The organism is Paenarthrobacter sp. NPDC089322 (assembly GCF_040684895.1).
In the GTDB taxonomy this organism is placed as follows: domain Bacteria; phylum Actinomycetota; class Actinomycetes; order Actinomycetales; family Micrococcaceae; genus Arthrobacter.
On record NZ_JBFBGW010000004.1, the window covers coordinates 136047 to 161397 of the forward strand.

A 25351-nucleotide genomic window follows, 5' to 3' on the forward strand; every position below is an offset into this window, starting at 1 on the left:
GTCGAATATTGCTCAGTTGTCTCTCAGGTGCCTGTCCTGTCAGTTAACCTTCTGGCTGCTGACAGGGTGGGCGTCCAGGGGCAGCTCGTCGGAGATGGCACCGGCCACTCGCTGGTCCCAAGCGGCGCGAACCGCCGGATCGGTGGGCGGGGTCATGAGCGAGACCACGATGAACGTAATCAGCGACGCTCCCAGGCCCCAGTAGATGGGCTCGTTGGCGTAGACGCCGTCAGCGCTCGGGATAACTCCGAGGGCGTACATGATCAGCAGCGCGAGCGTCAGGACCGAGCCGACGGCCATGGACCAGGCTGCCGCGATGCCGGTGCCGCGCTTCCACACCAAGCCGCCGAGGATGGCAACCAGGAGGCCGCCAACCAGGATGTCGTAAGCGATGGTCAGGGCGACCACCACATCCTGGGCCGCCATGGAAATCAGCACGGCAAGGATACCGAGTCCGAGCACCCAATAGCGGTTGGCCTTGACGTCATGCTCTGGATTTTCGGTGTCGTCGGTGTTGATGGTCTTGCCGAACCAGCTGGCAACGAACGGCACGACGTCTGCGCGGGCCACCGTCGCGGCGGCAATCAAGGCGCCCGAAGCCGTGGACATCATTGCGGCGACGGCGGCAGCCATGACCAGGCCGCCAATCCCGATGGGCAGGATGTGGGTTGCCACTTCAGCGTAGACAACGTCCTTCCCCAGGTTCGCAACGTCAATGTCGGGAAGCGCGACGCGGGCAGCGAGGCCGATCAAGGCACCGGCAACTCCGTAGAGGATGCAGTACAGTCCTGCGGTGGCGCCGCCCCAGCGCGCTACCTTTGGCGTTTTGGCAGTGAAGACCCGCTGCCAGATGTCCTGGCCGATCAGGAGGCCCAGTGTGTAGACGACGAAGTACGTGATGATGGTTTGGACGCCGATGCCATCGATCTGGAAGAAGCTCTCGTCCAGGCGTTGGCGGATACCGTCAAGGCCGCCCGCGGCGTTCAAGACGAACGGGAGCATGAGGAAGAAGATGCCCACCGTCTTGATGATGAACTGGACCTGGTCAGCCAGCGTGATGGACCACATGCCGCCGATCGTCGAATAAACGAGGACGATTGCACCGCCGACGGCGATCGCCAGCCAGCGCTCCCAATCAAAGAGGACCACGAAAATGGTGGCGTAAGCGCCGGTGGACGTGGCGCACAGCATGAGGGTGTAGGCCAGCATGACGATGCCGGAAGTCTGGGTCGCCTTGCTGCCGTAGCGCAGGCTCAGCATCTGCGAGACCGTGTAGATCTTGAGGCGCTGGATGGTGCCGGCGAAGAACAGGCTCAACAGGAGGACGCCGGCGCCGATGGCCACAACGAGCCACATGCCGGAGATGCCGAACCTGTAACCGAGGCCGACGCCGCCAACGGTGGATGCGCCACCCAGGACCACGGCGGCCATGGTGCCTGTGTAAAGGAAGGGGCCCAAGCGGCGGCCGGCCACCAGGAAGTCGCTGTTGTTCTTGGTGCGGGACTTACCCCACCAACCGAACGCCAGCATGGCGAGCAAGTACACCACCACAATGGCGATGTTTATGAACGAAGAGTCCATGAGTGGCTCCTTGGAGCTGATGCACGGAGGTTGGGGTTTTCGACGATACTCCTGGACGGTGTCGAAGTCTCCGTGCTGACGATGGGAGATTGGCTCGTGTTGTGTGCCTCACAGACAACACTTGTTGCCTATGAGGATATGTTGTGATTGGAGTAACAGTCAAGATCCTTGGTCAACGTTGAGCCCGATATGACTTCCCATGCCTGTGGCCCCGCTACTATTGCTCCAATGACAGGGCCGCATGACAGGCCTGAAAGGTTCGTGAATGAAGGCTCTCCCCGTTGAACCGAGCAATGTTCCCGTTGCCATTGGTTCCAGAATCCGCGCCGCCCGCCAGGCCCAGCGGCTCACCATCGAACAAGTGGCGGACGCTACCGGTTTGACCAAAGGCTTCCTCAGCCGCGTCGAGCGGGACCTGACATCACCGTCGGTTGCCTCCCTCGTGACGCTGTGCCAGGTTTTGTCGGTCTCAGTGGGGGATTTGTTCGCCGCACCGGAGACACATCTGACCCGACGGGATGACGGTCCGCGGATTTCCCTGGGTGGCCAAGGCATTGTCGAGCGCTTGTTGACCGCCCGCTCAGAGCGCCGTCTGCAGATCCTGCAAGCCACCATCGAACCCCGGGGCCGGGGTGAAAACGAGCTGTATGCCGTGGATTGCGATGTGGACGTCCTCCATGTGGTCAAGGGTCGTATCAAACTCATCCTGACCAACGAAGAGTACGACCTTGAAGAAGGGGACACCCTCTCCTTCCCGGGCCGCGAACCCCACACCTGGATCAACCCCACGGACGAAACGGTAGAGGTGCTCTGGGTGCTGGTACCCGCGGCGAGCCGGTAAGAGCGCGCGAGATGACAGTTAATGCCAATGTTTCCGAGGAACATTGGCATTAACTGTCATCTCGGCGCGGGGGCTAGCCGACGTGGACCCAGGGGCGCCGGGTGACGTCCGGCTCTGCTTCGCGCAGCACCTCGCGGGTTACCGGCGCAATCTCGCCTTCGCCAAAGAACAGGAACTTGCTGAGGTTGGAGATCGGGTTGCCCTCTGTCCAGCGGAAGTAGATGTGCGGCATGAAGCCTGTGACGTCGCGAATGTGCAGCAGGACCGCTGCCAGGGTGTTCGGCACATTGTTGCTGTGGACTTCCAGGATCTTGAAGCCGTGCCGTTTCCGGCCGACCACTTGGAGTTCCTGCTCAAAGTCGGAGCTGTCGTCCACGATGATCTCGATGAATACGGCGTCGCTGTCCACGGGCAGGTGGTTGGCTTGCTGCGCGTGCCGGAGCTTTGCCTTGTACCGGCTGGCACTGAGGTGCTTCGGTTCGTGGGCAATGATCCGGACGGGGCCGTCCGCGTTGTTCGCTGTGAATTCCAGGGCAACTTCGTCCATTCTGATGTGCGTGGCACGGAGCTCGAAGGCGCGGCGGATGCGGGATATGAAGCTGACCACCATGATGCCGAGGATGAACAGTGCCGCGATCTTCAGGCCGTCCGGACGCTCGATCGAGTTGACCACCGTGGTGTAGATGAACACCAAGGACACCAATCCGAATCCGATGAACTGTCGGCGCTGCTTCTTTCGCCGTGCAGACAGCGTCACGGCAATGGCGGCGGAGGTGATCAGCACGAGGACACCTGTGGCGTAGGCGCCGCCTTGGGCGTTGACGTCTGCCTGGAAAATGATGGTGACGGCGAAAGCGATCACCGTGAAGACGAGGACCAGCGGGCGGAGTGCTCTTGCCCATGCCGGGGCCATGCCGTAGCGCGGAAGGTATCGCGGGACCAGGTTCAAGAGGCCTGCCATGGCTGACGCGCCGGCAAACCACAGGATGGCAATGGTGCTGATGTCGTAGACCGTTCCGAATCCGTCTCCAAGGAACTTGTGGGCCAGGTAGGCGAGGGCACGTCCTTCCGCCTTCCCCCCGGACTCGAACTCCGCGGCGGGAATCAGCATCACTGTGGTGAAGCTTGAGGTGATGAGGAACGAACTCATGATGATGGCCGCAGTGGTCAGCAGCTTGTGTGCGCCCTTGATCCGCCCTGCGGGGTGAGCATCGGTGTCGGCAGGATGTCCCTTGATCTGAGGCATGACAGCCACCCCCGTTTCGAAACCGGAGAGGCCAAGGGCCAGCCGCGGAAAGACCAGCAATGCAAGCGCAATCATGAGCAGGGGATCACCGTGGGAGGTGGTCAGTGCTGTCCACCAGTCGGAAATCACGCGGGACTCGGTAAAGAGGTGGCTGATGGAGACGATCACAACAACGAGGTTCAGTGCAAGGAAGGCGCCCACCAAAACGACGGCAACGTTGATGGCTTCCTTGAACCCGCGCAGGAAGACAATTCCCAATCCTGCTATCAGGGCCAACGTGATGACAACATGCTGACCTTCGAGGAAGTGCGGGGCGAAGGGGTTCTCAATGACGTGGGCCGTGGCGTCTGCGGCCGAAAGGGTAATCGTGATCATGAAGTCCGTGGCAGCAAAGCCGAGGAGTGCAAGAACGAACAGCTTGCCGCCCCAACGCGGAAGAAGGCGCTCCAGCATGGCGATCGATCCCTCGCCGCGGGGGCTTTCCTTTGCGACGCGGCGATAAACGGGCAGGGCACCAGCCAGTGTGACGAAAACCAAAAGCAGAGTTGCCAGCGGTGACAACAACCCCGCAGCCAGGGCGGCGATGGCCGGCTGGTAGCCGAGCGTGGAGAAATAGTCGAGGCCGGTCAGGCACATGACTTTCCACCACGCCTGGGGTTTGTGCACTTCGGAGGGCTGGCCGTGGGGACCTTGCCGCTTTCCTGAGGTTTCCGGCATTCCCTCCAGCAGCCACGCTTTTAAGTGGAAGGCTTTCTGGTGCCGGTCGGCCGGGTCGGCCGGGGGCCTCGTCAGGGTGGTCACGGTGTCCTTTCGCGCAGCACGGTGCTGCTCCAGCAAGGAGCGTATGACCGGGCGTGAGGCTGTGACCCCCATTTTTATGGAATCTTAACGCCTGCTGTGAGGGGTATCACCTTCCAGCCAGTCCACGGGAGGATGTAAACAGATGATTCATATTAGGCAACTTTGAGTGTATGATGGGTATCACAGTCAATGATCCAATCCCACCTGTCTACTTAAGGAGTGGCGCATTTTGGAAGAGCTTCGCATTGAGGCCAATGGCAATCTCGGTCCCATCGATTCGTCCCGCATTCCGCGTTATGCCGGTGCCGCCACCTATGCCCGCCTGCCGCGCCTGGACCAGGTCGCCCAGGCTGATGTCACGGTAGTCGGCGTCCCCTTCGACTCAGGCGTTTCATACCGTCCCGGCGCCCGCTTCGGTGCCAACCACGTGCGTGAAGCGAGCCGTTTGCTGCGCCCCTACAACCCTGCCTGGGATGTCAGCCCGTTCGAGAACATCCAGGTTGCGGACGCCGGCGACATGGCTGTCAATCCGTTCAACATCAACGAGGCCATCGAAACCATTCAGCAGAACGCCCTGGATCTGACAGCGAACGGCAGCAAGCTCGTGACCCTGGGCGGCGACCACACCATTGCACTTCCCCTCCTGAGGGCCGCCGCCGAGCGTGCGGGCGAGCCGATTGCAATGCTGCACTTCGATGCCCACCTGGACACCTGGGACACATACTTCGGCGCTGAATACACGCACGGCACCCCGTTCCGCCGCGCAGTCGAGGAAGGCATCCTGGACACCGAGGCCATCAGCCACGTCGGTACCCGCGGTCCGCTGTACGGCAAGAAAGACCTCGACGACGACCATCGCTTCGGGTTCGGAATCGTCACCTCCGCTGACGTCTACTACCAGGGCGTGGCCGAGACCGTGGCAAAGATCCGGGACCGCATCGGCAACCGCCCCCTGTACATCTCCGTGGATATCGATGTCCTGGATCCGGCGCACGCTCCCGGCACCGGTACCCCCGAAGCCGGCGGCATCACCAGCCGCGAACTGCTTGAGATCATCCGTGGCTTCCGCGGCATGAACCTCGTTGGTGCGGACATCGTGGAGGTTGCACCCGCCTACGACCATGCCGAAATCACCGGCGTCGCCGGTAGCCATGTTGCATACGAACTCGTGACCCTTATGGCGGACAACGCCGTGGAAGGCGACCGTCACGGTGCTCCGAACGGCTACGCCCAGCAGGCACTCGGCGCCCGTATCGAAGAACTCGCCAAGGCTACGCAGCGATGATCGACTTCGATCCCGGCACAGCAGCTCCCACCAAAGAGAGCGGACAGCGCAACGGTGGGGACCTCGTCGTCGAAACCCTTGAAGCGCTGGGCGCGAAGACCGTCTTCGGTATCCCCGGACAGCACGCGCTGGGTCTGTTCGATGCGATGGGCCGTGGCAACCTGCACTTTGTCTCGTCGCGGGTGGAGAACAACTCGGCCTTCGCAGCTGACGGGTATTCCCGTGCCACGGGCGAGGTGGGGGTGTTGTTCTTGTCCACGGGCCCGGGTGCGCTGACGTCCCTGGCCGGTTTGCAGGAGGCTTACGCCACCGGCGTTCCGATGGTGGTGGTGGCTAGCCAGATCCCGTTGGAGGGATTGGGCGCACGCCGCAAGGGCATGTTGCACCAGCTCGATGACCAGAAGGCCTCGGCAGCCAACGTCACGAAGAGCCAGCGGCTGATCCAGCACGCCTCGGGCATCCCGTCTGCCATCCAGGATGCGTGGACGGAGGCGATTTCCTCGCCGCAGGGCCCGGTGTGGATCGAGATTCCGCAGAACGTGCTGCTCGACCCCATCATGGTCCCGCCTGTGGAGGACGCGCTCGCCGAGGCCGCGGACAACCCGCCCCGGGTGGAGTTGATCAGGGAAGCCGTGAAGTGGCTCTCGACGGCGGAACGTCCGGCGATCATCGCAGGCGGCGGTACCCGTCGTGGCCGGGCCGAGAAGTCGCTGCTCTCCATCGCGGAACAGTTGCGTGCCCCGGTGATCTGCACTCCCGGCGGGAATGGCGCGTTCCCGTGGAACCATGAGCTGTCCTTGCAGTCCTGGATCGAGGACCGGTACATGACCGACGTCCTGGAGGACGCGGACGTGCTGATAGTGATCGGTTCGTCCTTGGGTGAGGTCACCTCGAACTACTTCACGTTCGAGCCGCGTGGACGGATCATCCAGATCGACGCCGAACCCCGCGTGCTGGAGTCCAACCGGCCGGGCCTGGGCATCCGCGCCGACGCCGGCCAGGCCCTTGCGGCCTTGGAGCAGGCCCTCACCGAGGCCGGGGCCGCCGGCGCGACTCCACGTGACTGGCATGGCACCAGCCCCGAGGACCTCGTCAAAGAATCCCTGGCCAAGGTCAAGGCACGCCTGGAATCCCAAGACCTGGCCAAGGAACTGAAGTTCATGGCCGATATCCGTGAGGCCGTCCCGGCGGACATGCAGACGTTCTGGGACATGACCATTTCCGCCTACTGGGGTTGGTCTTGTTGGGACGCCCGTGACGGCCAGTTCCACTCCGCCCAAGGCGCGGGCGGGTTGGGCTACGGCTTCCCCGCGGCGATCGGCGGTGCCGTCGGCCTGGAGACCACAGGGAAGCCGGGCAGGGTGCTTGCGGTATCCGGTGACGGGTCCGCCATGTACTCCATTTCCGAGCTCGCCACCGCCAAGCAGCACAACATCCCTGTGACCTGGCTGATCGTGGACGACGGCGGCTACGGCATCCTGCGCGAGTACATGGTGGGAGCGTTCGGGAAAGCCACAGCCACTGAGCTCGCCCGCCCGGACTTCGTGCAACTGGCAGAGTCCTTCGGCGTCCCGGCCCGCAGGGTTGAACCGGACCAAGTGGGGGACGCGCTCAAGGCGTCCTTCGCCGCGGACGGACCCAACGTCGTCGTGGTTGAAACCCTCCTGAAGATGTTCGGCCCCACCCACTTGGATAACTAAAAACCCCCAGCGAACAGCCCCCGCACGGTCCTCGTGCGGGGGTTCTCGTGTTGTGGGGCCTGTTCTGCGCCCCAAACGTGCATATGCGACGTAGAGCGGGCCACACCGCGCTTCTTTAGTTTCCCAAAGCAACCAAAGTGGGGTATGGTTGCTTTAGGCAAACAAAAGGGGTGTTTCTATGTCCGTCGGTTCTGCCACAGCAACCGATCTCGTGCATCAGATTTTCGATCTCCAGCGCACGCTGCGATGTGTGGTGACTGCCCACATGGCCCGCGTGCCCGACGTCGGGATGGCGGTCCAGGGCGTGATGCGCTTCATCGGGGAGGGGGAGACCCGGGCCACCAACCTGGCAATGCGCCTGGGCGTCAGCGCACCGGTGCTCAGCCGGCACATCACGGAGCTTGAGGAACTTGGCTTTGTGATCAGGCGCCAAGATCCGGCAGACGGCCGGGCGCAGCTCCTCGCCTTGACGGGCCAGGGCGCGGCGAAGCTTCGCGAATTCGAAGAACAGCGAAGCGCGAGGCTCCGGGACTACCTGGCGGACTGGAGCGAAGACGATGCGCTCGAGGCATCCCAAGTGCTGAACAAACTCACAGAGTCCCTCAAGGACTCAATCCGGGCAACGGCGGCCGGCTCCACCACAACGACTCACACAGCTTAGGAGCCAACGTATGGCCAAACCCGCAGTTCAAGGTTCGACGGCGGCAATCGCCACCGCGGGCAGCGCACCGATGACACATCGGCAGATCATGGAAGCCCTCACGGGCCTCCTCGCAGCCTTTTTCACGGCGATCCTCAGCAGTACGATCGTCGCCAACGCCCTGCCCACGATCATGTCCGAACTCAAGGGCACACAAACGGACTTCGCGTGGGTCATTACGGCAGCGCTCCTGGCGAACGCGGCCACAACGCCCATCTGGGGCAAACTCGCCGACCTCTTCGACAAGAAACTCCTGGTCCAACTGAGCATCATCGTGTTCGTCGCAGGATCAGTCATGGCGGGGCTGTCCGAGACCATCCCGCTCCTGCTGACCGCACGGGTCATCCAGGGTGTTGCCATGGGTGGCCTGACGGCACTGGCGCAGGCGATTATCGGCTCCATGATCCCGCCGCGGGACCGCGGCAAGTACTCCGGTTACATGGGGGCGGTGATGGCCGTTGGTACTGCCGGCGGTCCGCTCCTGGGTGGCTTCATCGTTGACAGCCCTCTTGGTTGGCGATGGACGTTCTTCGTCTGCGTGCCGCTTGCGGTGATCGCACTGATCCTGTTGCAGGTCACTCTGAAGATCCAGCACGTCAAACGCCCGGCCAGGATCGACTGGCTCGGCTCCATCCTCCTGACATCGGGCGTGAGCCTGCTCCTGATCTGGGTTTCGTTCGCCGGCAACCCCGACTACTACGACTGGTTCTCCTGGCAGACCGCCCTCATGGTCGGTGGCGGCGTTGCACTGCTGGCACTCCTTGTCCTCGTGGAAACCAAGGTGCCTGAACCGATCATTCCGCTCAAGATCATCTCCGAACGGACCACGGCCCTGGCCATCATCGCGTCTGTGGCTGTGGGCATAGCGATGTTCGGCTCGTCGACTTTCCTGGGCCAGTATTTCCAGGTCTCCCGCGGTGCTACTCCCACCGAGGCCGGGCTGTTGACACTTCCGATGATCGCCGGCAACCTGTTGGGTTCTGTGGCATCCGGTGTCCTGATCAGCCGCTTCGGTAAGTGGAAGAGATTCCTGGTCGCCGGATCCGTGTTGTTGATCGGCGGACTTGCGTTCGCCGGAACCATGGACCACACCACGGAACTGTGGGTTGTCGCGATCTACACTGCCGTGTTTGGGCTGGGCCTGGGCATGTTGATGCAGAACCTTGTGCTTGCGGTCCAGAACACTGTGCAGGCAAAGGACATTGGGACGGCAAGCGCGTCGGTGGCGTTCTTCCGCTCCGTGGGTGGCGCGATTGGTGTTTCTGTCCTTGGTGCGATCATGTCCAATCACGTGAAGGAGCTTGCGGTCCAGGGCCTGGCCTCGGCAGGCATCCACGTGGAAGGCGGAGCTTCCGGAGCGAGCATGGATTTCGCCGACATGCCCGCACCGATCCGGGACATCATGCGAGCTGCTTACGGTGATGCGACGGCCCGGATCTTCCTGATCTCAGCGATCATCAGCGTAGTTGCCCTGCTTGCCGTCCTTTTCATCAAGGAACGTCCACTGCGGCGGACCGTTGATGCTGCGCCGGAAAAGGAACTGATCGGCACAGCATCGGGGGAGGCCGGAATGTCTTTGGACACTGCCTCCCTGGATGCGGTGAACGCCTCACCTGCCGTTGAAATGCCCGACGCCGGAACTCACCCGGGTGCCGCACTCCCGGTTTCCGGCGGGCCACGATCCGCAGCCCCCTCGGGGCCAGGAACGGATCGCACAGTGGAAGACCTGGACTTGGAGTTTGCACGAATCCTGACGCAGGAGCGTCCGCACGCCCCTGCGGAGGTGAAGGACCTCCAGGACCAGTTGTCGCGTACACAATACGTCCTTGCTGAACAGCAACTGCAGCTGAGCAAAGCCAATGTTGAACTTCAGTCCCGGCTCCGTGAGCTGCAGTCGGTAGCCGAACAACAGGCCCTCACCGCAGCGGAACTGGCAGGGCTCCGCAAGGAACTTAAGCGGGAACGCAGGCAACAGGAGCGGATGGCCTTGATGCTTCTTCAGGGCGTGGACGCCCGTGGTGGCAGGGCAGACCACGGCAAGCACGCAGGCTAGGCAGGCCCACAGGCGCCGGCTGGAGTCGATCCAGCCGGCGTCTTCCGGTTTCCGCAACACGGTTGCAGCGCAGAGATAGTCCGCTGGGATGATCTTTTCCTGAAGTTGTTTCGCCGGGGCAACGGATTTCGTAGAGTGGGGAGGCTAATACTGTCAGCGCCTGCTGCTAGAACTTCTCTTACCTCATTCACGCACTCTCCTTAAGGATCCGTGGGCATGCTTGTCACCCTGATACGGCGCTATTCAAAACCGTATTTGCCGCAGATTGTTGCCGTCCTCATCTTCCAGTTGGCGTCCACCATTGCCACCCTGTACCTCCCCAGCCTCAACGCCCAGATCATTGACGAGGGAGTCTCCCGTGGTGACACGGACTTCATCTGGCGGACCGGCGCCCTTATGCTCGCTGTTGCCCTGGGCCAGGTCCTGACCGCCATCGCGGCCGTGTACTTCGGCTCCCGCGTTGCCATGGCAATCGGCCGTGACCTTCGCCGCAGCGTTTTCCGGAGGGTCAGCAGCTTCTCGGCCCAGGACGTCAACAAGTTCGGCGCGCCCACCCTGATCACCCGCGGAACCAACGATGTCCAGCAGGTCCAGATGCTGGTGCTGATGGGCCTGAACTTCATGGTCTCCACCCCCATCATGTGCGTGGGCGGCATCATCATGGCGCTGCGGGAGGATCTCAGCCTTTCCTGGCTCGTGTGGGTTTCCGTTCCTGTCCTTGTGGCCGTGGTGGGTTACCTGGTGGTCCGGCTCATGCCGCTCTTCCGTTCCATGCAGGCCAAGATCGACGCCATCAACGGTGTACTCCGCGAGCAGATCATCGGCATCCGCGTTGTCCGGGCCTTCGTCCGGGAGCCCTACGAGGCCAAGCGTTTCGGCGAAGCGAACCAGGACCTCACCGCCGTTTCGGTAAAGATCGGCAACCTGTTCGTGCTGATGTTCCCGGCCATTGGCATGATCCTGCACCTGTCCACGGCAGCGGTGCTGTGGTTCGGCGGGCAACGCGTCGATTCGGGGGACATGCAAGTGGGTGCCTTGACGGCCTTCCTGCAGTACCTGCTCCAGATTCTGATCGCCGTCATGATGGGAACATTCATGGCCATGATGATTCCCCGCGCCTCTGTCTGTGCCGACCGCATTGGCGAGGTACTCGACGTCGAGCCTTCCATCCATAACCCAACCGCTCCGGTGGTGCCCGCTGAAAAGAAGGGGCGCGTGGAGTTCCGTGACGTCACCTTCAAGTACCCGGGGGCAGAGGCTCCGGTCCTGAGCAATGTCTCGTTCACGGCCGAACCCGGGCAGACCCTCGCCATCATCGGATCCACCGGTGCCGGCAAGACCACCCTGATCTCGCTGCTGCCGCGGCTTTACGACGTCGCTTCCGGCGAGGTACTGCTCGACGGCGTGCCTGTCACCCAGCTGGATGCCTCGGAAATCACCAGTCGCGTGGCCGCTGTTCCACAGAAGCCTTATCTGTTCTCCGGCACCATCGAACACAACCTGCGGTTCGGCAAGCCCGAGGCCACCGACCAGGAGCTGTGGGATGCCTTGGAAACCGCCCAGGCGAAGGACTTTGTGATGGAGAAATCGTCCGGGCTGGAGAGGCGCATCGCCCAGGGCGGCACCAACGTATCCGGCGGCCAGCGGCAACGGCTCTCCATTGCCCGGGCCTTGGTCACCAAGCCAAATGTGTACCTCTTCGACGATTCCTTCTCCGCACTGGATGTGGCCACCGATGCCCGCCTGCGCAAGGCGTTGAAGGGGAAAACCCAGGACGCCACTGTGATCATCGTGGCCCAGCGTGTGTCCACCATTGCCGAGGCAGACCAGATTCTGGTCCTGGACAACGGTCGGATCGTGGACCGCGGAACGCATGAGGAGCTCCTGGAAACATCACCCACTTACCAGGAAATCGTCGAATCCCAGCTGAGCGTGGAGGAAGTGGCATGAGCGGGCAGGACCAGCAAAAGAAGCGCGGCTGGGCTGCCAAGGCCGAGGCCGCAAAGGCAGCACGTGCCAACGCAGAGACAGAGGCAGCCACCGAAGTCCTGGACGATGAAGATTTCGTCGAGGAAGAATACGTCCCTACTGAAGCCGACGGCGGCATGTTCGGGGATGTGCCGGCCAAGAAGGCCAAGGCTTTTTGGCCTTCCGCCAAACGCCTCATGGGCTTGCTGAAGCCCGAGAGCGTTGGTGTCTACATCGTGATCGGCCTTGTGGTGGTCTCGGTGGTCCTCAACGTCATCGCGCCGAAGATCCTCGGCAGTGCCATGGACGTCATCTTTGGCGGTGTCATCGGCAAGCAACTCCCGCCGGGCGTAACCCCGGAGCAGTTTGCGGAGCTTATGCGCCAGCAGGGTCAGGACAACTTTGCGGACATGGTGTCCAAAATGGAGCTGACCAACGGGATCGACTTCCCCAAGCTGACATTCCTGATCTCGATCGTGCTGCTGATGTATTTCGTGGCCAACATCTTCCTGTGGGCCCAGGGGTGGCTGCTGAACAGGATCGTCATGCGCGTGATCAAGAATCTGCGCGACGAAGTCCAAGCGAAGCTCAACCGTCTTCCGCTGAACTACTTCGACACCCGTCAACGCGGCGACATCCTTTCGCGGGTCACCAACGACGTCGACAATGTCCAGCAGGGCCTGCAGCAGGCCTTTGCCCAGCTGGTCAGCTCCGTGCTGACCGTGCTCGGCATCATCGTCATGATGTTCATCGTGTCCTGGGAGCTGGCGCTGATCGCCCTCATTGCCCTGCCGCTCTCCGGTGTGATGGCCGGCATGATCGGCGCACGCAGCCAGAAGCTCTTCGCGGCCCAGTGGAAGAACACCGGCGCCTTGAACGGGCAGATTGAGGAGTCCTTCTCCGGGCACGACCTCGTCAAGATTTTCGGCCGCGACGCGGACATGCTGGAGCGATTCGACCAGAAAAACGAGGAACTGTACAAGGCATCGTTCGGTGCGCAGTTCGTTTCGGGCATCATTTTCCCCGCGATGAACTTCGTGTCCTACCTCTCCTACGTGGGCATCGCCGTGGTGGGTGGCCTTCGTGTTGCTTCGGGCTCCATGAGCCTGGGCGACGCCACTGCCTTCATCCAGTACTCCCGTGAGTTCACCCAGCCCCTTGGACAGATCGCCGGAATGGCGAACATGCTGCAGTCCGGAGTGGCCTCGGCGGAGCGCGTCTTCGAGTTCTTGGACGCAGACGAGCAAATGGAAGAGACGGCCAAGCGCCACTTGCCGTCCAAGACTGACGGACACGTGGAATTCGAGCACGTGAGCTTCAGCTACGTGGAGGACAAGCCGCTCATTGAGGACCTGTCATTCAGCGCGGAGCCCGGCCACACAGTGGCAATCGTGGGCCCGACTGGTGCAGGAAAGACCACGCTGGTGAACCTGGTGATGCGCTTCTACGAGCTCAACTCCGGACGCATCACCTTGGATGGCGTGGACATCAACGATCTCAGCCGCGCCGAACTCCGTACCAAGGTGGGAATGGTGCTGCAGGATGCGTGGCTGTTTGGTGGCACCATTTACGACAACATCCGGTACGGCAACCTGGACGCTACCGAGGAGCAGATCATGGAGGCGGCAAAGGCCACCTACGTGGACCGCTTTGTCCGTGCATTGCCCGACGGATACCAAACGATCATCGATGAAGAGGGCAATAACGTCAGCGCGGGTGAAAAGCAGCTCATCACCATCGCCCGGGCGTTCGTGTCCGATCCTTCACTCCTGATCCTGGACGAAGCCACGAGCTCCGTGGACACCCGCACGGAACTGCTGTTGCAAAAGGCCATGGCAGCGCTCCGCACGGACCGGACCAGCTTCGTGATTGCCCACCGTCTCTCGACTATTCGGGATGCCGATACCATTCTGGTGATGGAAAACGGGCAAATTGTGGAGCAAGGCAATCACAGCCAGCTTCTGGCACTTCACGGCGCTTACTACCGGTTGTACATGTCGCAGTTTGCCGGTGAAAACGCTGAAGAGGCCTCGGTGGATGACTCGACGGCGGTGCACAGCTGAGTACTGAAACCACCCCTGCCGGCACCGGCGAGGCTTCGGTAACGCCCCGGCGCATTGAGGTCCTGGTGCCTATGCGCTGGGGCGACATGGATGCCTACGGCCACATCAACAATGTGCAGATCGTGCGCATGCTGGAGGAAGCCCGCATTGCGGCCTTCGGCCCACCGGCCGGTGCCGGCCTGCCCGGCGTCGACCCTCCGGCGGCGTTGTTCAATGACGTTGGCGAAGGGGTTATGACCCTCGTGGTGGAACACAAGGTCCGGTATGTCCGGACCTTGGAGTACCGCAACATCCCAGCCGTGGTGGAGATCTGGGTGGGCGCCATCAAGGGGGCCAGCTTCGATCTTCACTACGTCATTAAGGATCCTGTGACCCGCGAGGACTGCGTCAAGGCCAGCACACACCTGGCCTTTGTGGCGGAGGAAACAGGCCGCGTTCTCAGGCTCACTCCGGAGCAAAAAGAGAAGCTCCAGGCCTACCGGGCCTGAGCCTGCCACGTAGAGTTTCACCATGAAGCTTGAGATTGCCGTGACCAGTGCCGCCGGCGCAGGAACCTCCGCTGCTGAAGGCGCAGACAGGATCGAACTGTGCAGCAGCTTGGAACTGGGCGGAGTCACGCCCAGCCAAGGCCTCCTGGAAGCAAGCCTTGAGCACGTGGATGGACGCCTTGAGGTTCACCCGCTGGTGCGCTGCCGCCCCGGGGACTTCTTATTCTCCGCCTCGGACGTGGACACCATGGTTCACGAGATCAGGCACCTCCTCAAACTGGGTGCACACGGCGTTGTGGTTGGTGCCCTGGGGGCGGACGGCAGTCTCGACCTGCGGGCAACGCGCCGCTTCCGGGATGTCGTCCTGGAGGCAAACCCCGACGCCCAAATCACGTTCCACCGCGCCATCGATCACTCCGTGGACCCATTGACCGCGCTGGATGCCCTCCTGGAGCTTGGTTTTACCCGGGTCCTGACGTCAGGTCATGAAGCAACTGCGGGGGCTGGCCTGCCGACTCTCTCCAGGTTCGTGGAGCATGCGGGCGGGGCGCTGGAAATCATGGCCGGGGGAGGACTGACCCTTGACGACATCCCGGCCATGCATGCAGCAGGTCTCTCTGCCGTGCACCTGTCGGCCAAGAGGACTGTTTCAACGCTCCGAGCATCAACCGTCTCCCTTGGCAGCCAGGACGGCGCTGATCCCACGGCGTACACAGTGACGGATCGGGAGACGGTCAGGGCCGCGAGGGCCGCAGTGAACGCGGTCAACCTGAAACGGCGGACTTGAACCCGAAACCCCCTGATCGCACCTATCGCGCATCGCAATACCCTTTACAGGCTTCGCGGGACGCCGGAATGATGTAAGGATTCACCATCTCGGTCGAACCACCCCGGAAGCCAACTTCAGGAGCCCAGCGATGCCGCTGCCCGATCCGCTCACCCCGGCCATGACCCGTCCCGCCGGACAAGCACACACAGCGCAGACCAGCCACGCCGGCCCGGCAGGACAGGCGCTCGCCTCCTGGTCCGAGGAGACTGTGGACGTGCAGTTGATTTTCGACGCCGGATCGGCCCACCTTGCGTCGGTGGGTGTAGAAGCGTTGGTCATCCAAGGCTTCCAAGCCGCCGCCCGCTTCCAGCCCGGCGAGACCATCACCATCGAGCCAAACAGCGGGCTCCTCCTCACGATTGGATACTGAAGTGGTAGATCCGGCAAACATCACTGTCACCACCGTTTCCTTGACCATGGCTGACATCGGTCCGTTGAACCCGCTTCCTGTGGTGGCGGCCGAGCTTGACCAGCCCTACACCGTGGGGGAGGGCGTGCCGGAAGAACTCCAGGCTTCGGCCCGCTACGGCGTGGTTCCCAATGTCTTCCCGTACTTGATGCAGGACGGCTACAGCCGCCGCGCGGCACCCAAGGAGCTGCCCGCCGTCGTACTGGAAAACGCCAAGCTCAAGGCGACGGTGATTCCGTCGCTGGGCGGACGCATCTGGGAGCTACTCGACAAAACCACCGGCAAGCAGCTGCTCCATACGCACGGTGCCCCGCAACTGGCCAACATCGCACTGCGCAAGGCGTGGTTTGCGGGCGGATTGGAATGGAACATCGGAACGCGCGGCCACTCGCCCACCAGTTGCGACCCGCTGCACACCGCGATCGTTCACACCCCGGACGGCAAGCATGTGCTGAGGATGTGGGAGTTCGAGCGGCTCCGGGAAGTGGTGTTCCAGGTGGACATCTGGCTTCCGCAGGATTCGGATGTGCTGTTCGCCGCGGTGCGTATCCGCAATCCCAACAACCACGACGTCCCCATGTATTGGTGGAGCAACGCTGCTATTCCGGAAACGGACCGCACGCGCGTGATTGCTCCGGCGCACGAGGCCTACGGCAGTGATTACACCAGTGACATCACGCGTGTAAGGCCCACGGCACATGAGGGCTACGACGGCACGTGGCTGGTCAACAGCCCGCATGCGGCAGACTTCTTCTTCGACATCGACCCCTCCGAACGGCGGTGGGTTGTGGCAGCGGACGACGACGGCGACGGGCTGGCGATGCTGTCCACTGGCCTGCTGCGGGGCAAGAAGCTGTTCGTTTGGGGGCAGGGACAAGGCGGCAAACGATGGCAAGAGTGGCTGAGCCCCGGAGCGGGTCCCTATGCGGAGATTCAGGCGGGGCTGGCACAGACGCAGTTTGAGCACCTTGCCATGCCGGCGAGGACTCAGTGGGCGTGGGTGGAGGCCTACGGCAATGGGCACTTGGACCCGTCAACGTCCCACGGCAGCGACTGGGACGCCGCGGTGGCCCATGCAGGCCAACGTTTGGAGGAGCTCTTGCCGCACGAACACTTGGAAGCCATGTTGCCGGCGGCCATCAACAATGCCGATGTCCCGCCGTCGAGAATGCTCTTGACCGGCAGCGGTTGGGGTGTGGTGGAGCGCGCGCGGCGCCGGAAAACCGGCGGGGGATGGGTGGACGAGAGCGGCACGCCTTTCGTGGCGGAAAGCGTCACGCCGGAACAGGAACCGTGGCTCGGGCTGCTCAAGGGAAAAGCGTTCGACGGCGCGCCCTCCTTTGTTGCCGGCGCTGACTGGGAGCAGTTGCTGGAGTCGCAGGAAAGTCCGGAGGCACTGTTCCACCTTGCGACCATGCGGCATGCGCGCCAGGACCTGAAGGGTGCACGGGATGGATACCGTCGGGTCGTGTCCGCGGAGAGTGTCCGCCCGGGAACCAAGGCCTTGGCCCACCGCGGGCTGGGGCTGGCCCTCCTTGCGGCAGGAGCGAACCAGGACGGCCTTGCCGAAGTCACTAAAGGGGTCCAGACCGCCCCTTCCACCACCGCACTGCTCACGGAGGCAGTAACACTGGCCATCCGGCGCGACGACCCTGGCTTGGCGCTGGAACTGGCGGAGTCGGCACCCAAGGAGGGCGCCGCCGTCGGGCGTTTGACGTTCCTCAAGGCACTGGCGCTGGCACGTGTGGGCAACGCCGCTGAAGCGGCCGCCATCCTGCGGGATGGAGTGGAGATTCCGGACCTTCGCGAGGGTGAGGACGCGATTTCTGCCTTGTGGGAAGAGGTTTGTCCTGGCGAACCCGTGCCCGCCGCGTATCAGTTTGGGATGCACTGACGCGATCCCGGCCGGCTCGGGGGCTGTGGATATCCAGATGCTTGGGTAATCCAAACAAGGTAAGTTGGCATGGTGACCCCCTCCGTGAAAACAGCCCTTGACCGCGCCCCCGGAATCTCAAAGGAGATCGAAGACGCGGCCTGGTATGTGCTCGGTCCGGCGCTTCACGGTAAACCCTCAGCGCTGGACGGCAGGACCTTGACCTGGACCGCGGACGCTGCCGGTGAACTGCTGGAACGGCTTGAGCGTGGCGTGGAGGACTCCAAAGCGCCCATGATGACCAACCTCCGGCAAAACCTGGAAGGTGCTTCGCGGGAGGCCAAACTCCTGGCCGTGGAACTCTTGTTCCTGCAGTCCTTGCCGCTGGCGCATGAGGTCAAGTCCCTTCGCGTCAAGCGCGCCCGGGTTGCCGAGGCTGCGTCCTGGGTTGAGCCGCCCGTTGAACTGCCCGAGGAACTCTACGACGGCATGACCGACCACGGAGTGATCCGGGACCGCACCGCCGAGTTCAACTGGACCATTTGGGACCACCTGACATGGTTGTGCCGTTTCGTGATGCACGTGGACAGCCAAAGCACAGAAACCATCAATCAGGCACTCGCTGATCCCCTGAAGTTCCACGAACTCGCTGCGGGTACGCCTGAGGACCAGCCCGCCCTGCGGCGTAGCATCGAGTATTTGGTGTGGCCGAGCTACTTCGAGCCCGTCGTGGCTGATGTGGAGCGCCGGGAAATCCGCGATGCTTTCGCCTCGCTGGTCGGTGGTGCCAAGGGCGACTCCGACGAAGACATCACGGCGGACATCCATCGCATCCGCTTGCACCTGGACGAGCAAGCAGGCCAGCGCATCGACTGGTACGCCCGACAGCTTGTCAGCCAGTGGCGGAAGGTGGGGGACCCGGGCCGTCGGTCCTGGCTCCTGCGCACCCACCACGACAATGCCGAATTGCTGGCCTCCTGGGTTGCCGAAGAAAAAGCCACATTGGACGTTGAGCACCTGCGTGCACTGACCGCGGGCGTCACGGCAGGAGTGGTGCAGCACGCGGTGGACGAGGATTACAAGCACCTCGGATACGTGGAACGCGAGGACACCAAGACCGCCGTCTTCGCCTTCCTCACGGTCATGAAGCCCGGGGACCTCACCCTTTACCAGCATGCCGGTCGGGTACGGGTCGGCGTGGTCCTCGGCGAACCCGAACATCACGAGGACAACCGGCGGATCCGCCGCAAAGTCCGCTGGTTCGATGACAGCTACGCCATCACCGAACTCCCGCGCCACGCGCAGCGGCAACTGTCCACGCCCGGCATCCTCGTGGATGTTACCCGGGTCATTCAGGCTCTCCAGGAACTGCTCCCTGTCGAGGCCGAAACCGACGGTGAGGACGAAGCGCCGCCCACGGCCGCCGTCGAAGTTGTCCAGCAAGGTTTCCGACCCCTCACGGAAGAGTTCGCAGCGTCCCTGCACATGGACCTCGAACCGCTGAAGGAGATTGCGGAACTGCTCGAGGAGAACCGGCAACTGGTCCTGTACGGTCCGCCGGGGACCGGAAAGACGTACCTGGCCAAGCACCTCGCCGCGGAGCTGGCTGGTGACAGCACCGATGAACGGGTGAAGCTGGTGCAGTTCCACCCGTCGTACGCCTACGAGGACTTTTTTGAGGGGTACCGGCCGGACAAGACCGACGACGGTCAGGTCTCCTTCAAGCTCGTCGCGGGGCCGCTGCGTCGGCTCGCCGAGGAAGCAGCCAAGCCGGAGAACTCGCACAAGCCGTACTTCCTGATCATTGACGAGATGAACCGCGCCAACCTGGCCAAGGTTTTCGGCGAGCTGTACTTCCTGCTCGAGTACCGGGACGATCGCATCTACCTGCAGTACAGCCCAAATGAGCCGTTCAGCCTGCCGGACAACCTCTACATCATCGGCACCATGAACACGGCTGACCGCTCCATCGCCATGATGGACGCCGCCATCCGCCGCCGTTTCGCGTTCATTGAACTGCACCCGAAGGTGGAGCCCGTGCGGGGTTCGCTGCGGCGGTTCCTGGAAGCGCGCGGCCTGGATACGCTCAACGCGGACCTCCTGGACGCCCTTAACGACGCCATCGACGATTGGGACCGGGACCTGATGATCGGGCCGTCCTATTTTATGAAGAGCGCTGCCCAGAATCCCACCGGCCTCCGCCGGATCTGGAAGTACGAGCTCATGCCGCTGCTGGAGGAGCACTATCACGGGCAGCTGAACCGGGCGCAGCTGGAAGAACGCTTCGGCCTGGACCAGTTGCTGGGACGACTTGCTTCCCGCTAAGGCCATTCCACCGCGCCCCGGCCGGGCGCCGGCCAGCGCCTCCGCCCGCGCGGCGCAGTCGCCGGCAAGCGCGGGCCTCCGGCACATCGTCATGGACGAACTCTCCCGCGGAGTGGTGGACAAACTCGACCCCGAATCGGCTGCCTTCATCAACGCCAGCGGCCTGGCCAAGGCGTCACCCATGGGCATGGGGCTGTACCGGATCGAACCGGCGGGCAAGGTTGGCTCGGTGCGGACCGCCAGCGTACAGCTGGAGGTCCGTCCCAAGGACAGGCTGGGTCTCAGCCGTTTGCTCTTCCTCCTCAGCTACGCCGGCGACCAAGGCTTCGGCGACCATTCCGTGGAAGCTGTGGAGCACCCCGATCTGTGGAGTGCGCTCGCTGAATCCTTGGCGCAGTTAGCGGACAAGGCGCTGAGCCGCGGCGTGCTTCAGGGCTACCTGACCGTCGATGAATCGCTGCGGACCGTCAAGGGCCGCATCCGCATCTCGGACCAGATCTCCCGCAGGCCTGGAATGCTGGTCCCGCTTGAAGTGTCCTACGACGAATTCACCGAAGACATCGCAGAGAACCGCATTCTTCGGGCCGCCTTGGAGCGAATGGGGCAGGTTCCTGGCGTCCGCCCGGATGTCCTGAGCCGCTTGCGGCAGCTCAAGGGGAAGCTCGACGCCGTCACTCGCCTCCAGTCCGGAGCTCCGCTGCCGCCGTGGCGGGCCAACCGCATGAACCTCAGGTACCACGCCGTGCTGAGGCTGTCCGAAGTGATCCTGCGCAACGCCTCGGCTGAAGCGGGGCAAGGAAAGCAACAGACCGCTTCGTTCGTTGTGGACATGGCACAGGTGTTCGAGGAATTCGTCGGTACGGCCCTCCGCCACGCGATGGCTGCCCACCCGGGGGAGATGCGCCTCCAGTACGGCGCACTGCTCAACGAGGCTGTACGGGACACGGATCGTCTGACGGTCCGCCCGGATGCCGTGCACTTTCTGGGCGGAAGGCCCGTGGTGGTGTACGACTCCAAGTACACGGCCGCCGGTGATGCCGGGGCTTCGCTCAATGCGGATCACTACCAGTTGCTCGCGTATTGCACGGCACTCCGGGTTCCTACTGCGTGGCTCGTTTACGCAGGTCCGGGCGAGGTGAAGCTGCGCCGGATCCTGAACACTGACATCGACATCGTGGAGTATCCGTTGGATCTGTCCCTGCCGCCGTCGGAGATCCTGGCCGCCGTGGCGGACCTGGCGGAACAGTCGTGGGGCGAAGTGGTTCGGCAGGCTGTGGCGGGACGGACCGAGCCGGACTAGCCTGAGAGGTAACTGTTCCCGGACGGAGGCATCATGGCACGCAGGAAATCGTGGCGCGATATGAGCAGGGGCCAACGGTTCATGCTCATGGGAAGCGGAGCATTGAACATGGCGTTGCTGGGGGCCGCGCAGCGCAGCATCGCTAAGACCCCGGACTCACAGATCAGGGGCAAGAAAGCCTTATGGCGTGCTGCAGCGTTCATCAATTTCTTTGGGCCGCTGAGCTACTTCATTTTCGGTCGCCGTCGTAATGCAGGGGCGGCCGGCAAGGCCACCATCAAACGATAGGCGTTACGCAGGCACCTTGACCGTGAAGGTCGTGCCTTGGCCAGGTTCGCTCTCCAGCGTGATGGTTCCGCCGTGCGCTTCAACGATGGCCTTGCTGATGGGTAGGCCAAGTCCTACCCCCGGTATGGCACTATTGCGGACCGCACCTGCGCGGAAGAATTTGGTGAAGGCTTCGGCCTGTTCCTCTTCGGTCATGCCCATGCCGGTATCGGAAACGCGGCAGAATACGTGATCGTCGTCTTCCCAGGCAGCTACCACGACATCGCCGCCATCGGGGGAGTATTTGATGGCGTTGGACACCAGGTTGTCCAGTACTTGGGAGAGCCGTGAGGAGTCGACGTGGGCTTCAAGGGCGTCCGGAACTTCGACGGATAAACGGACCCCGGCTTTCGCTGCACGCGGTTCGGCGGAGTTGACGCTGCCACGGATCAGCTCGGCCACGTCCACGGCATGGGGTTGGATGACGATCTGGCCTGAACGCACGGCCAGTAAGTCCGAGACGAGCGTGAGCAGGCGTTCGGCGTTCCTGCGTACGATGTCGAGCTGCCTGCGGTATTTGGGGTCCAACCCGGTGGGGTCGTCCAGGATCAATTCCACATAGCCGAGGATGGAGGTCAGGGGAGTCCGGAATTCATGCGAAACGTTGGCCACAAAGTCGTCTTTGGCAGTCAGTGCGTTGACCAGTTCGGTGACATCGCTGAATACCACTACCGAGCCGGCAAACTTCCCGTCGTCGTCAACCATGGGCCTGGCACTTGCTGTAAAGGCGCGCTGTTCTTTGTCGGCTCCAAGCCACACCAGTTGGTCGGTGAACCGTTCACCGAGGACCGCCCGCCGCACGGGCCGGCGATCCGAGGGCAGCGGAGTGGTCTTGTCGGTGTCAAAAACCAGGAGTTCGGATTCGTTGGGGTCGTCGTTGCCAGGGGGAGTCGCCAGGGCGTGGGTCTGCCGCTGCCTGCGGTTCATCAGGATGTCGTGGCCATCCCCATCCACGGCTACGACGCCCAGTGGAAGCGCCTCCATGACAGTGTTCAGAAGCCGCTCCTGCTTGGTGCTCGCTTCCAACGCTTCCTTCAGTGCGTCGTCCTTCTGCTCCAGTGCCCGTTGCTGGCGGACCATGCTCAGGGTAAGGACACTGACTGAAACGCCGATGCCGAGCATGAGGATGGGGAAAAGGAGGGGCTTGGTCAGGTCCTGTTCAGTGAAGGAACCACGGACGAACAACGGTACCCAGACGATGCCCAAGGGGCCGATGAAGGACATGGCTATGGCTAGCCTGGGATACAACCCTGACGCGCAGAGCCAGATGACGGGCAAGACCACGAGAACGCTGAGACCTGTTAAGGATTCCAGGGCGCCCTCGCGGGCAAAACCAATGGACACCATATCCAGGATCGGAATCGTCAGGAAGCTTGGAAACGGCAACCGGTGCCACGGGATGATGACGCACAGGGCCAGCAGGAAAGCCTGGCTCGCGAGGAAGATCAGGAAAAGCGGGTTTTCCAGCGTGGCAGGGAAGAACAACCAGGCCAGAAGAGCCGAAATACACACGCACACAGAGAGCGGCAATTGGCTCAAAACCACGCGCATTCGCAGAGTATGCTCGTGGAATGAACGCTGGAAAACCAGCAGCCTCTTCTTCTCGCCAATATCCCAAGTGGTCGGGTGGGTCATGGCATAACCACCAAGGATGCGGGCGCGAGTCGGTTCATGAGATCAGCCTAACCATAATGGTTATACTTCGAAGGGTTATCGAAGGGGCTGAGGGGCAGCGATGAGTGAAGTACGTGTGGGGCTGGTCATTGAAGATGACCAGGATATTCGCGAATTGGTGCGCGTGGTTCTTTCCCAAGCAGGGTTTGACGTCCATGTTGCCTCCACCGGTTCTGCCGGTGTTTTGTCTGCCCGCGAACTTAATCCGGACGTTATTACGCTCGATCTCGGCCTTCCCGATATTGACGGCTTCGAGGTGGCGCGCCAAATTCGGAAGTCGTCGGACGCCTACATCATCATGCTGACCGCACGCGCCGAGGAACTCGATACCCTCATGGGCCTTGAGGCCGGTGGCGACGATTACCTTACCAAGCCGTTCCGGCCCCGCGAGCTGCGCGCCCGGGTCGAAGCCATGATGCGAAGGCCCCGCGCGTCGTCGGACTCCAAGGTTGTTGCGGAAGAAGTGGATCCGGAAGTGAGCCACAACGGCTTGTCCGTTTCGGCCGGTTCCAGGACGGCAGTCTTGAACGGCAAGGAACTGAAGCTGACACGCACTGAGTTCGACCTTCTGGTCGCATTGTTGGAGACCGGGCGGATCGTGCGGACCAAGGCAGACCTCGCCCGTCGCCTCCGCAATGAACCGTACGACGTCGGCAGTTACGTCAGCGACGCCGACGAACGCGCCGTTGAGGTGCATATGGGCAACCTGCGGAAGAAGCTCGGGGACAGCATCCAGAACCCGCGCTGGCTCGAAACGGTTCGCGGCGTCGGCTACCGCCTGGCACCCTCGGCCAGCAACAACTAACGCACCCAACTAGGTCGCATTTGTGCGCGTTTTGGACGTCCAAAACGCGCACAAATGCGACCCAGTTGGGTTAGCGGAGCGGGGTTTCCAGCTCGCAGATGGTCCCGAAAACGAAGCGGTCGATCTCGTCGAGCTGCGGGTTGACTTCCCCGAGGTGCTCGCCGTTGGGCAGCAGTTTCATGCTGATCTCCAGCTCCGCGGCCAACCGCTGCATGCAGGTGGCGCCCACCATGTGGCTCGATGTCTTTAGGCTCAGCACTGCATCCATGGCGTCTTCCATGTCCAGATTGTCCACCGCGTGGTGGAGCCTGGAGACCCGCCACGGCAGCATCGCTACGTAGTTGCGGACAAAGGCCGTGACGATGGATTGGTCGCCGCCGAGTTCGGCTTGCAGTTCGGTCAGGACGGAAGGATCCACGAGGGAGTCTGTGCACTCGTCATAATCAGACACCAAACCCCTCCCGCCTCCGAACATTAGCTCCACGATTCCAAGATTAGGTCCCGTGGAACTGGCCGAACGCCCGAAAACGAAAGCTTGATGCAATCTTGAGCGGACCCAGCGGCAGTCTTGATCGACTGCCCTGAATGGACAAAAACCTGCCCCCGCTACGCGCCTGGACCGTCATCAAGGAAGGACGTCAAGCGGTCTTCCAGTGCCGTGTGGTCCCTCAGTTCGCACTCCCAGACCGTCAACACTTGCCACCCTGCGGCGCCCAGTTGTGACCGTTGAACGGCATCGCGTTCGCGTGTGCGCGTGCGCTTGGTGTCCCAGAATTCCGCGTTGTGCGCGGGCGCGTGCCGGCCTGCCTTGCAGTCATGAAAGTGCCAGAAGCACCCATTCACGAAGATGACCTTTCGCCGGCCGGCAAAGACGAGGTCCGGGCGTCCCGGGAGCTTGCCCCCGCCGGCCTGCCCGTGGAGCCGGTACCGGTACCCTTTGGCGTGCAGGAGCTTCCGGACCAACAATTCGGGCTTGGTGTTCTTGCCGCGGATCTTGGACATGTTCCGGCTGCGCTGCTCCGGCGTCAGGAGGTCCCGGCTTTCGCCCATGAGTCCAGCCTACCCAAGCGTGCCGGTGGCTGA

At 62.5% G+C, this 25351-nt stretch carries 20 protein-coding genes; 15 read left to right on the forward strand and 5 right to left on the reverse strand.

All coding sequences use genetic code 11. The features are described 5' to 3' along the window. Nucleotides 1-39 precede the first annotated feature (39 nt). Nucleotides 40-1581 (reverse strand): sodium:solute symporter, encoded by a 1542-nt coding sequence (locus AB0N65_RS06300; RefSeq protein ID WP_364159191.1) that lies wholly within the window; start codon nucleotides 1579-1581, stop codon nucleotides 40-42. A gap of 265 nt (nucleotides 1582-1846) precedes the next feature. On the opposite strand from AB0N65_RS06300, the gene AB0N65_RS06305 reads away from it, so the two are divergent. Continuing rightward, entirely contained in the window at nucleotides 1847-2422 is a 576-nt protein-coding gene (locus AB0N65_RS06305; protein ID WP_018777077.1) for a cupin domain-containing protein, read from the forward strand. A 73-nt stretch (nucleotides 2423-2495) separates the two neighbouring features. Here the strand turns inward: AB0N65_RS06305 and AB0N65_RS06310 are convergent, their stop codons facing one another. Next, nucleotides 2496-4469: an amino acid transporter gene (locus tag AB0N65_RS06310; protein WP_364159194.1), complete on the reverse strand. Its 1974-nt coding sequence runs from the start codon at nucleotides 4467-4469 to the stop codon at nucleotides 2496-2498. A gap of 229 nt (nucleotides 4470-4698) precedes the next feature. Between AB0N65_RS06310 and speB the strand changes: the two genes are divergently transcribed. The 13 genes from speB to AB0N65_RS06375 all read left to right on the forward strand — a co-directional run bounded on the left by speB (nucleotide 4699) and on the right by AB0N65_RS06375 (nucleotide 21750). Next, nucleotides 4699-5754: an agmatinase gene (speB, locus tag AB0N65_RS06315; RefSeq protein ID WP_364159197.1), complete on the forward strand. Its 1056-nt coding sequence runs from the start codon at nucleotides 4699-4701 to the stop codon at nucleotides 5752-5754. Further along, the gene (locus AB0N65_RS06320) at nucleotides 5751-7454 is read left to right on the forward strand and encodes a thiamine pyrophosphate-binding protein (RefSeq protein WP_364159200.1); all 1704 of its coding nucleotides are present in this window, start codon (nucleotides 5751-5753) and stop codon (nucleotides 7452-7454) included. The genes speB and AB0N65_RS06320 overlap by 4 nt, the downstream gene beginning before the upstream one ends. A gap of 178 nt (nucleotides 7455-7632) precedes the next feature. Beyond that, the gene (locus tag AB0N65_RS06325; protein WP_364159202.1) at nucleotides 7633-8115 is read left to right on the forward strand and encodes a MarR family transcriptional regulator; all 483 of its coding nucleotides are present in this window, start codon (nucleotides 7633-7635) and stop codon (nucleotides 8113-8115) included. Between the two features lie 10 nt (nucleotides 8116-8125). Next, nucleotides 8126-10207 carry an MFS transporter gene (locus AB0N65_RS06330; protein WP_364159205.1) on the forward strand — a complete coding sequence of 694 codons (2082 nt, stop codon included), beginning with the start codon at nucleotides 8126-8128 and terminating at the stop codon, nucleotides 10205-10207. A gap of 216 nt (nucleotides 10208-10423) precedes the next feature. Next, nucleotides 10424-12157, forward strand: a complete 1734-nt coding sequence (locus AB0N65_RS06335) for an ABC transporter ATP-binding protein (protein ID WP_364159207.1) — start codon at nucleotides 10424-10426, stop codon at nucleotides 12155-12157. Then, nucleotides 12154-14238 (forward strand): ABC transporter ATP-binding protein, encoded by a 2085-nt coding sequence (locus AB0N65_RS06340; RefSeq protein ID WP_364159210.1) that lies wholly within the window; start codon nucleotides 12154-12156, stop codon nucleotides 14236-14238. The genes AB0N65_RS06335 and AB0N65_RS06340 overlap by 4 nt, the downstream gene beginning before the upstream one ends. Nucleotides 14239-14309: 71 nt before the next feature. Beyond that, nucleotides 14310-14726 carry a thioesterase family protein gene (locus AB0N65_RS06345; RefSeq protein WP_364159589.1) on the forward strand — a complete coding sequence of 139 codons (417 nt, stop codon included), beginning with the start codon at nucleotides 14310-14312 and terminating at the stop codon, nucleotides 14724-14726. Nucleotides 14727-14748: 22 nt separating this feature from the next. Further along, nucleotides 14749-15513 (forward strand): copper homeostasis protein CutC, encoded by a 765-nt coding sequence (locus AB0N65_RS06350; protein ID WP_364159212.1) that lies wholly within the window; start codon nucleotides 14749-14751, stop codon nucleotides 15511-15513. Nucleotides 15514-15643: 130 nt separating this feature from the next. Next, the gene (locus tag AB0N65_RS06355) at nucleotides 15644-15925 is read left to right on the forward strand and encodes a glycoside hydrolase domain-containing protein (protein ID WP_364159215.1); all 282 of its coding nucleotides are present in this window, start codon (nucleotides 15644-15646) and stop codon (nucleotides 15923-15925) included. A 1-nt stretch (nucleotide 15926) separates the two neighbouring features. After that, the gene (locus AB0N65_RS06360; RefSeq protein WP_364159217.1) at nucleotides 15927-17858 is read left to right on the forward strand and encodes a DUF5107 domain-containing protein; all 1932 of its coding nucleotides are present in this window, start codon (nucleotides 15927-15929) and stop codon (nucleotides 17856-17858) included. 69 nt (nucleotides 17859-17927) lie between these two features. After that, nucleotides 17928-20162: an AAA family ATPase gene (locus tag AB0N65_RS06365; protein ID WP_364159220.1), complete on the forward strand. Its 2235-nt coding sequence runs from the start codon at nucleotides 17928-17930 to the stop codon at nucleotides 20160-20162. A 91-nt stretch (nucleotides 20163-20253) separates the two neighbouring features. Next, complete coding sequence (locus tag AB0N65_RS06370) at nucleotides 20254-21462, forward strand: restriction endonuclease (RefSeq protein WP_364159591.1); 1209 nt, start codon at nucleotides 20254-20256, stop codon at nucleotides 21460-21462. 33 nt (nucleotides 21463-21495) lie between these two features. Next, complete coding sequence (locus AB0N65_RS06375; RefSeq protein WP_364159223.1) at nucleotides 21496-21750, forward strand: PLDc N-terminal domain-containing protein; 255 nt, start codon at nucleotides 21496-21498, stop codon at nucleotides 21748-21750. Nucleotides 21751-21753: 3 nt separating this feature from the next. On the opposite strand, the gene AB0N65_RS06380 is transcribed toward AB0N65_RS06375, so the two are convergent. Then, nucleotides 21754-23424 carry an ATP-binding protein gene (locus AB0N65_RS06380; protein ID WP_364159226.1) on the reverse strand — a complete coding sequence of 557 codons (1671 nt, stop codon included), beginning with the start codon at nucleotides 23422-23424 and terminating at the stop codon, nucleotides 21754-21756. A 100-nt stretch (nucleotides 23425-23524) separates the two neighbouring features. On the opposite strand from AB0N65_RS06380, the gene AB0N65_RS06385 reads away from it, so the two are divergent. Next, nucleotides 23525-24268, forward strand: coding sequence for a response regulator transcription factor (locus AB0N65_RS06385; RefSeq protein ID WP_364159229.1), 744 nt, complete (start codon nucleotides 23525-23527; stop codon nucleotides 24266-24268). A 70-nt stretch (nucleotides 24269-24338) separates the two neighbouring features. Here AB0N65_RS06385 and AB0N65_RS06390 read toward each other — a convergent pair whose 3' ends face one another. Together AB0N65_RS06390 and AB0N65_RS06395 are read right to left on the reverse strand one after the other, a co-directional pair. Beyond that, a complete protein-coding gene (locus tag AB0N65_RS06390) occupies nucleotides 24339-24719 on the reverse strand; it encodes an Hpt domain-containing protein (protein ID WP_364159232.1) in 381 nt (126 codons plus the stop codon). Between the two features lie 155 nt (nucleotides 24720-24874). Beyond that, the gene (locus AB0N65_RS06395) at nucleotides 24875-25318 is read right to left on the reverse strand and encodes a very short patch repair endonuclease (RefSeq protein WP_364159235.1); all 444 of its coding nucleotides are present in this window, start codon (nucleotides 25316-25318) and stop codon (nucleotides 24875-24877) included. Nucleotides 25319-25351: the final 33 nt, after the last annotated feature.

Excerpts from the sequence above, each read along its gene's own strand:
- AB0N65_RS06300 (WP_364159191.1), bottom strand. The coding sequence starts at position 1,581 with ATGGACTCTTCGTTCATAAACATCGCCATTGTGGTGGTGTACTTGCTC.
- AB0N65_RS06305 (WP_018777077.1), top strand. The coding sequence starts at position 1,847 with ATGAAGGCTCTCCCCGTTGAACCGAGCAATGTTCCCGTTGCCATTGGT.
- AB0N65_RS06320 (WP_364159200.1), top strand. The coding sequence starts at position 5,751 with ATGATCGACTTCGATCCCGGCACAGCAGCTCCCACCAAAGAGAGCGGA.
- AB0N65_RS06325 (WP_364159202.1), top strand. The coding sequence starts at position 7,633 with ATGTCCGTCGGTTCTGCCACAGCAACCGATCTCGTGCATCAGATTTTC.
- AB0N65_RS06330 (WP_364159205.1), top strand. The coding sequence starts at position 8,126 with ATGGCCAAACCCGCAGTTCAAGGTTCGACGGCGGCAATCGCCACCGCG.
- AB0N65_RS06335 (WP_364159207.1), top strand. The coding sequence starts at position 10,424 with ATGCTTGTCACCCTGATACGGCGCTATTCAAAACCGTATTTGCCGCAG.
- AB0N65_RS06340 (WP_364159210.1), top strand. The coding sequence starts at position 12,154 with ATGAGCGGGCAGGACCAGCAAAAGAAGCGCGGCTGGGCTGCCAAGGCC.
- AB0N65_RS06345 (WP_364159589.1), top strand. The coding sequence starts at position 14,310 with ATGCGCTGGGGCGACATGGATGCCTACGGCCACATCAACAATGTGCAG.
- AB0N65_RS06350 (WP_364159212.1), top strand. The coding sequence starts at position 14,749 with ATGAAGCTTGAGATTGCCGTGACCAGTGCCGCCGGCGCAGGAACCTCC.
- AB0N65_RS06355 (WP_364159215.1), top strand. The coding sequence starts at position 15,644 with ATGCCGCTGCCCGATCCGCTCACCCCGGCCATGACCCGTCCCGCCGGA.
- AB0N65_RS06365 (WP_364159220.1), top strand. The coding sequence starts at position 17,928 with ATGGTGACCCCCTCCGTGAAAACAGCCCTTGACCGCGCCCCCGGAATC.
- AB0N65_RS06370 (WP_364159591.1), top strand. The coding sequence starts at position 20,254 with ATGGACGAACTCTCCCGCGGAGTGGTGGACAAACTCGACCCCGAATCG.
- AB0N65_RS06375 (WP_364159223.1), top strand. The coding sequence starts at position 21,496 with ATGGCACGCAGGAAATCGTGGCGCGATATGAGCAGGGGCCAACGGTTC.
- AB0N65_RS06380 (WP_364159226.1), bottom strand. The coding sequence starts at position 23,424 with ATGACCCACCCGACCACTTGGGATATTGGCGAGAAGAAGAGGCTGCTG.
- AB0N65_RS06385 (WP_364159229.1), top strand. The coding sequence starts at position 23,525 with ATGAGTGAAGTACGTGTGGGGCTGGTCATTGAAGATGACCAGGATATT.
- AB0N65_RS06395 (WP_364159235.1), bottom strand. The coding sequence starts at position 25,318 with ATGGGCGAAAGCCGGGACCTCCTGACGCCGGAGCAGCGCAGCCGGAAC.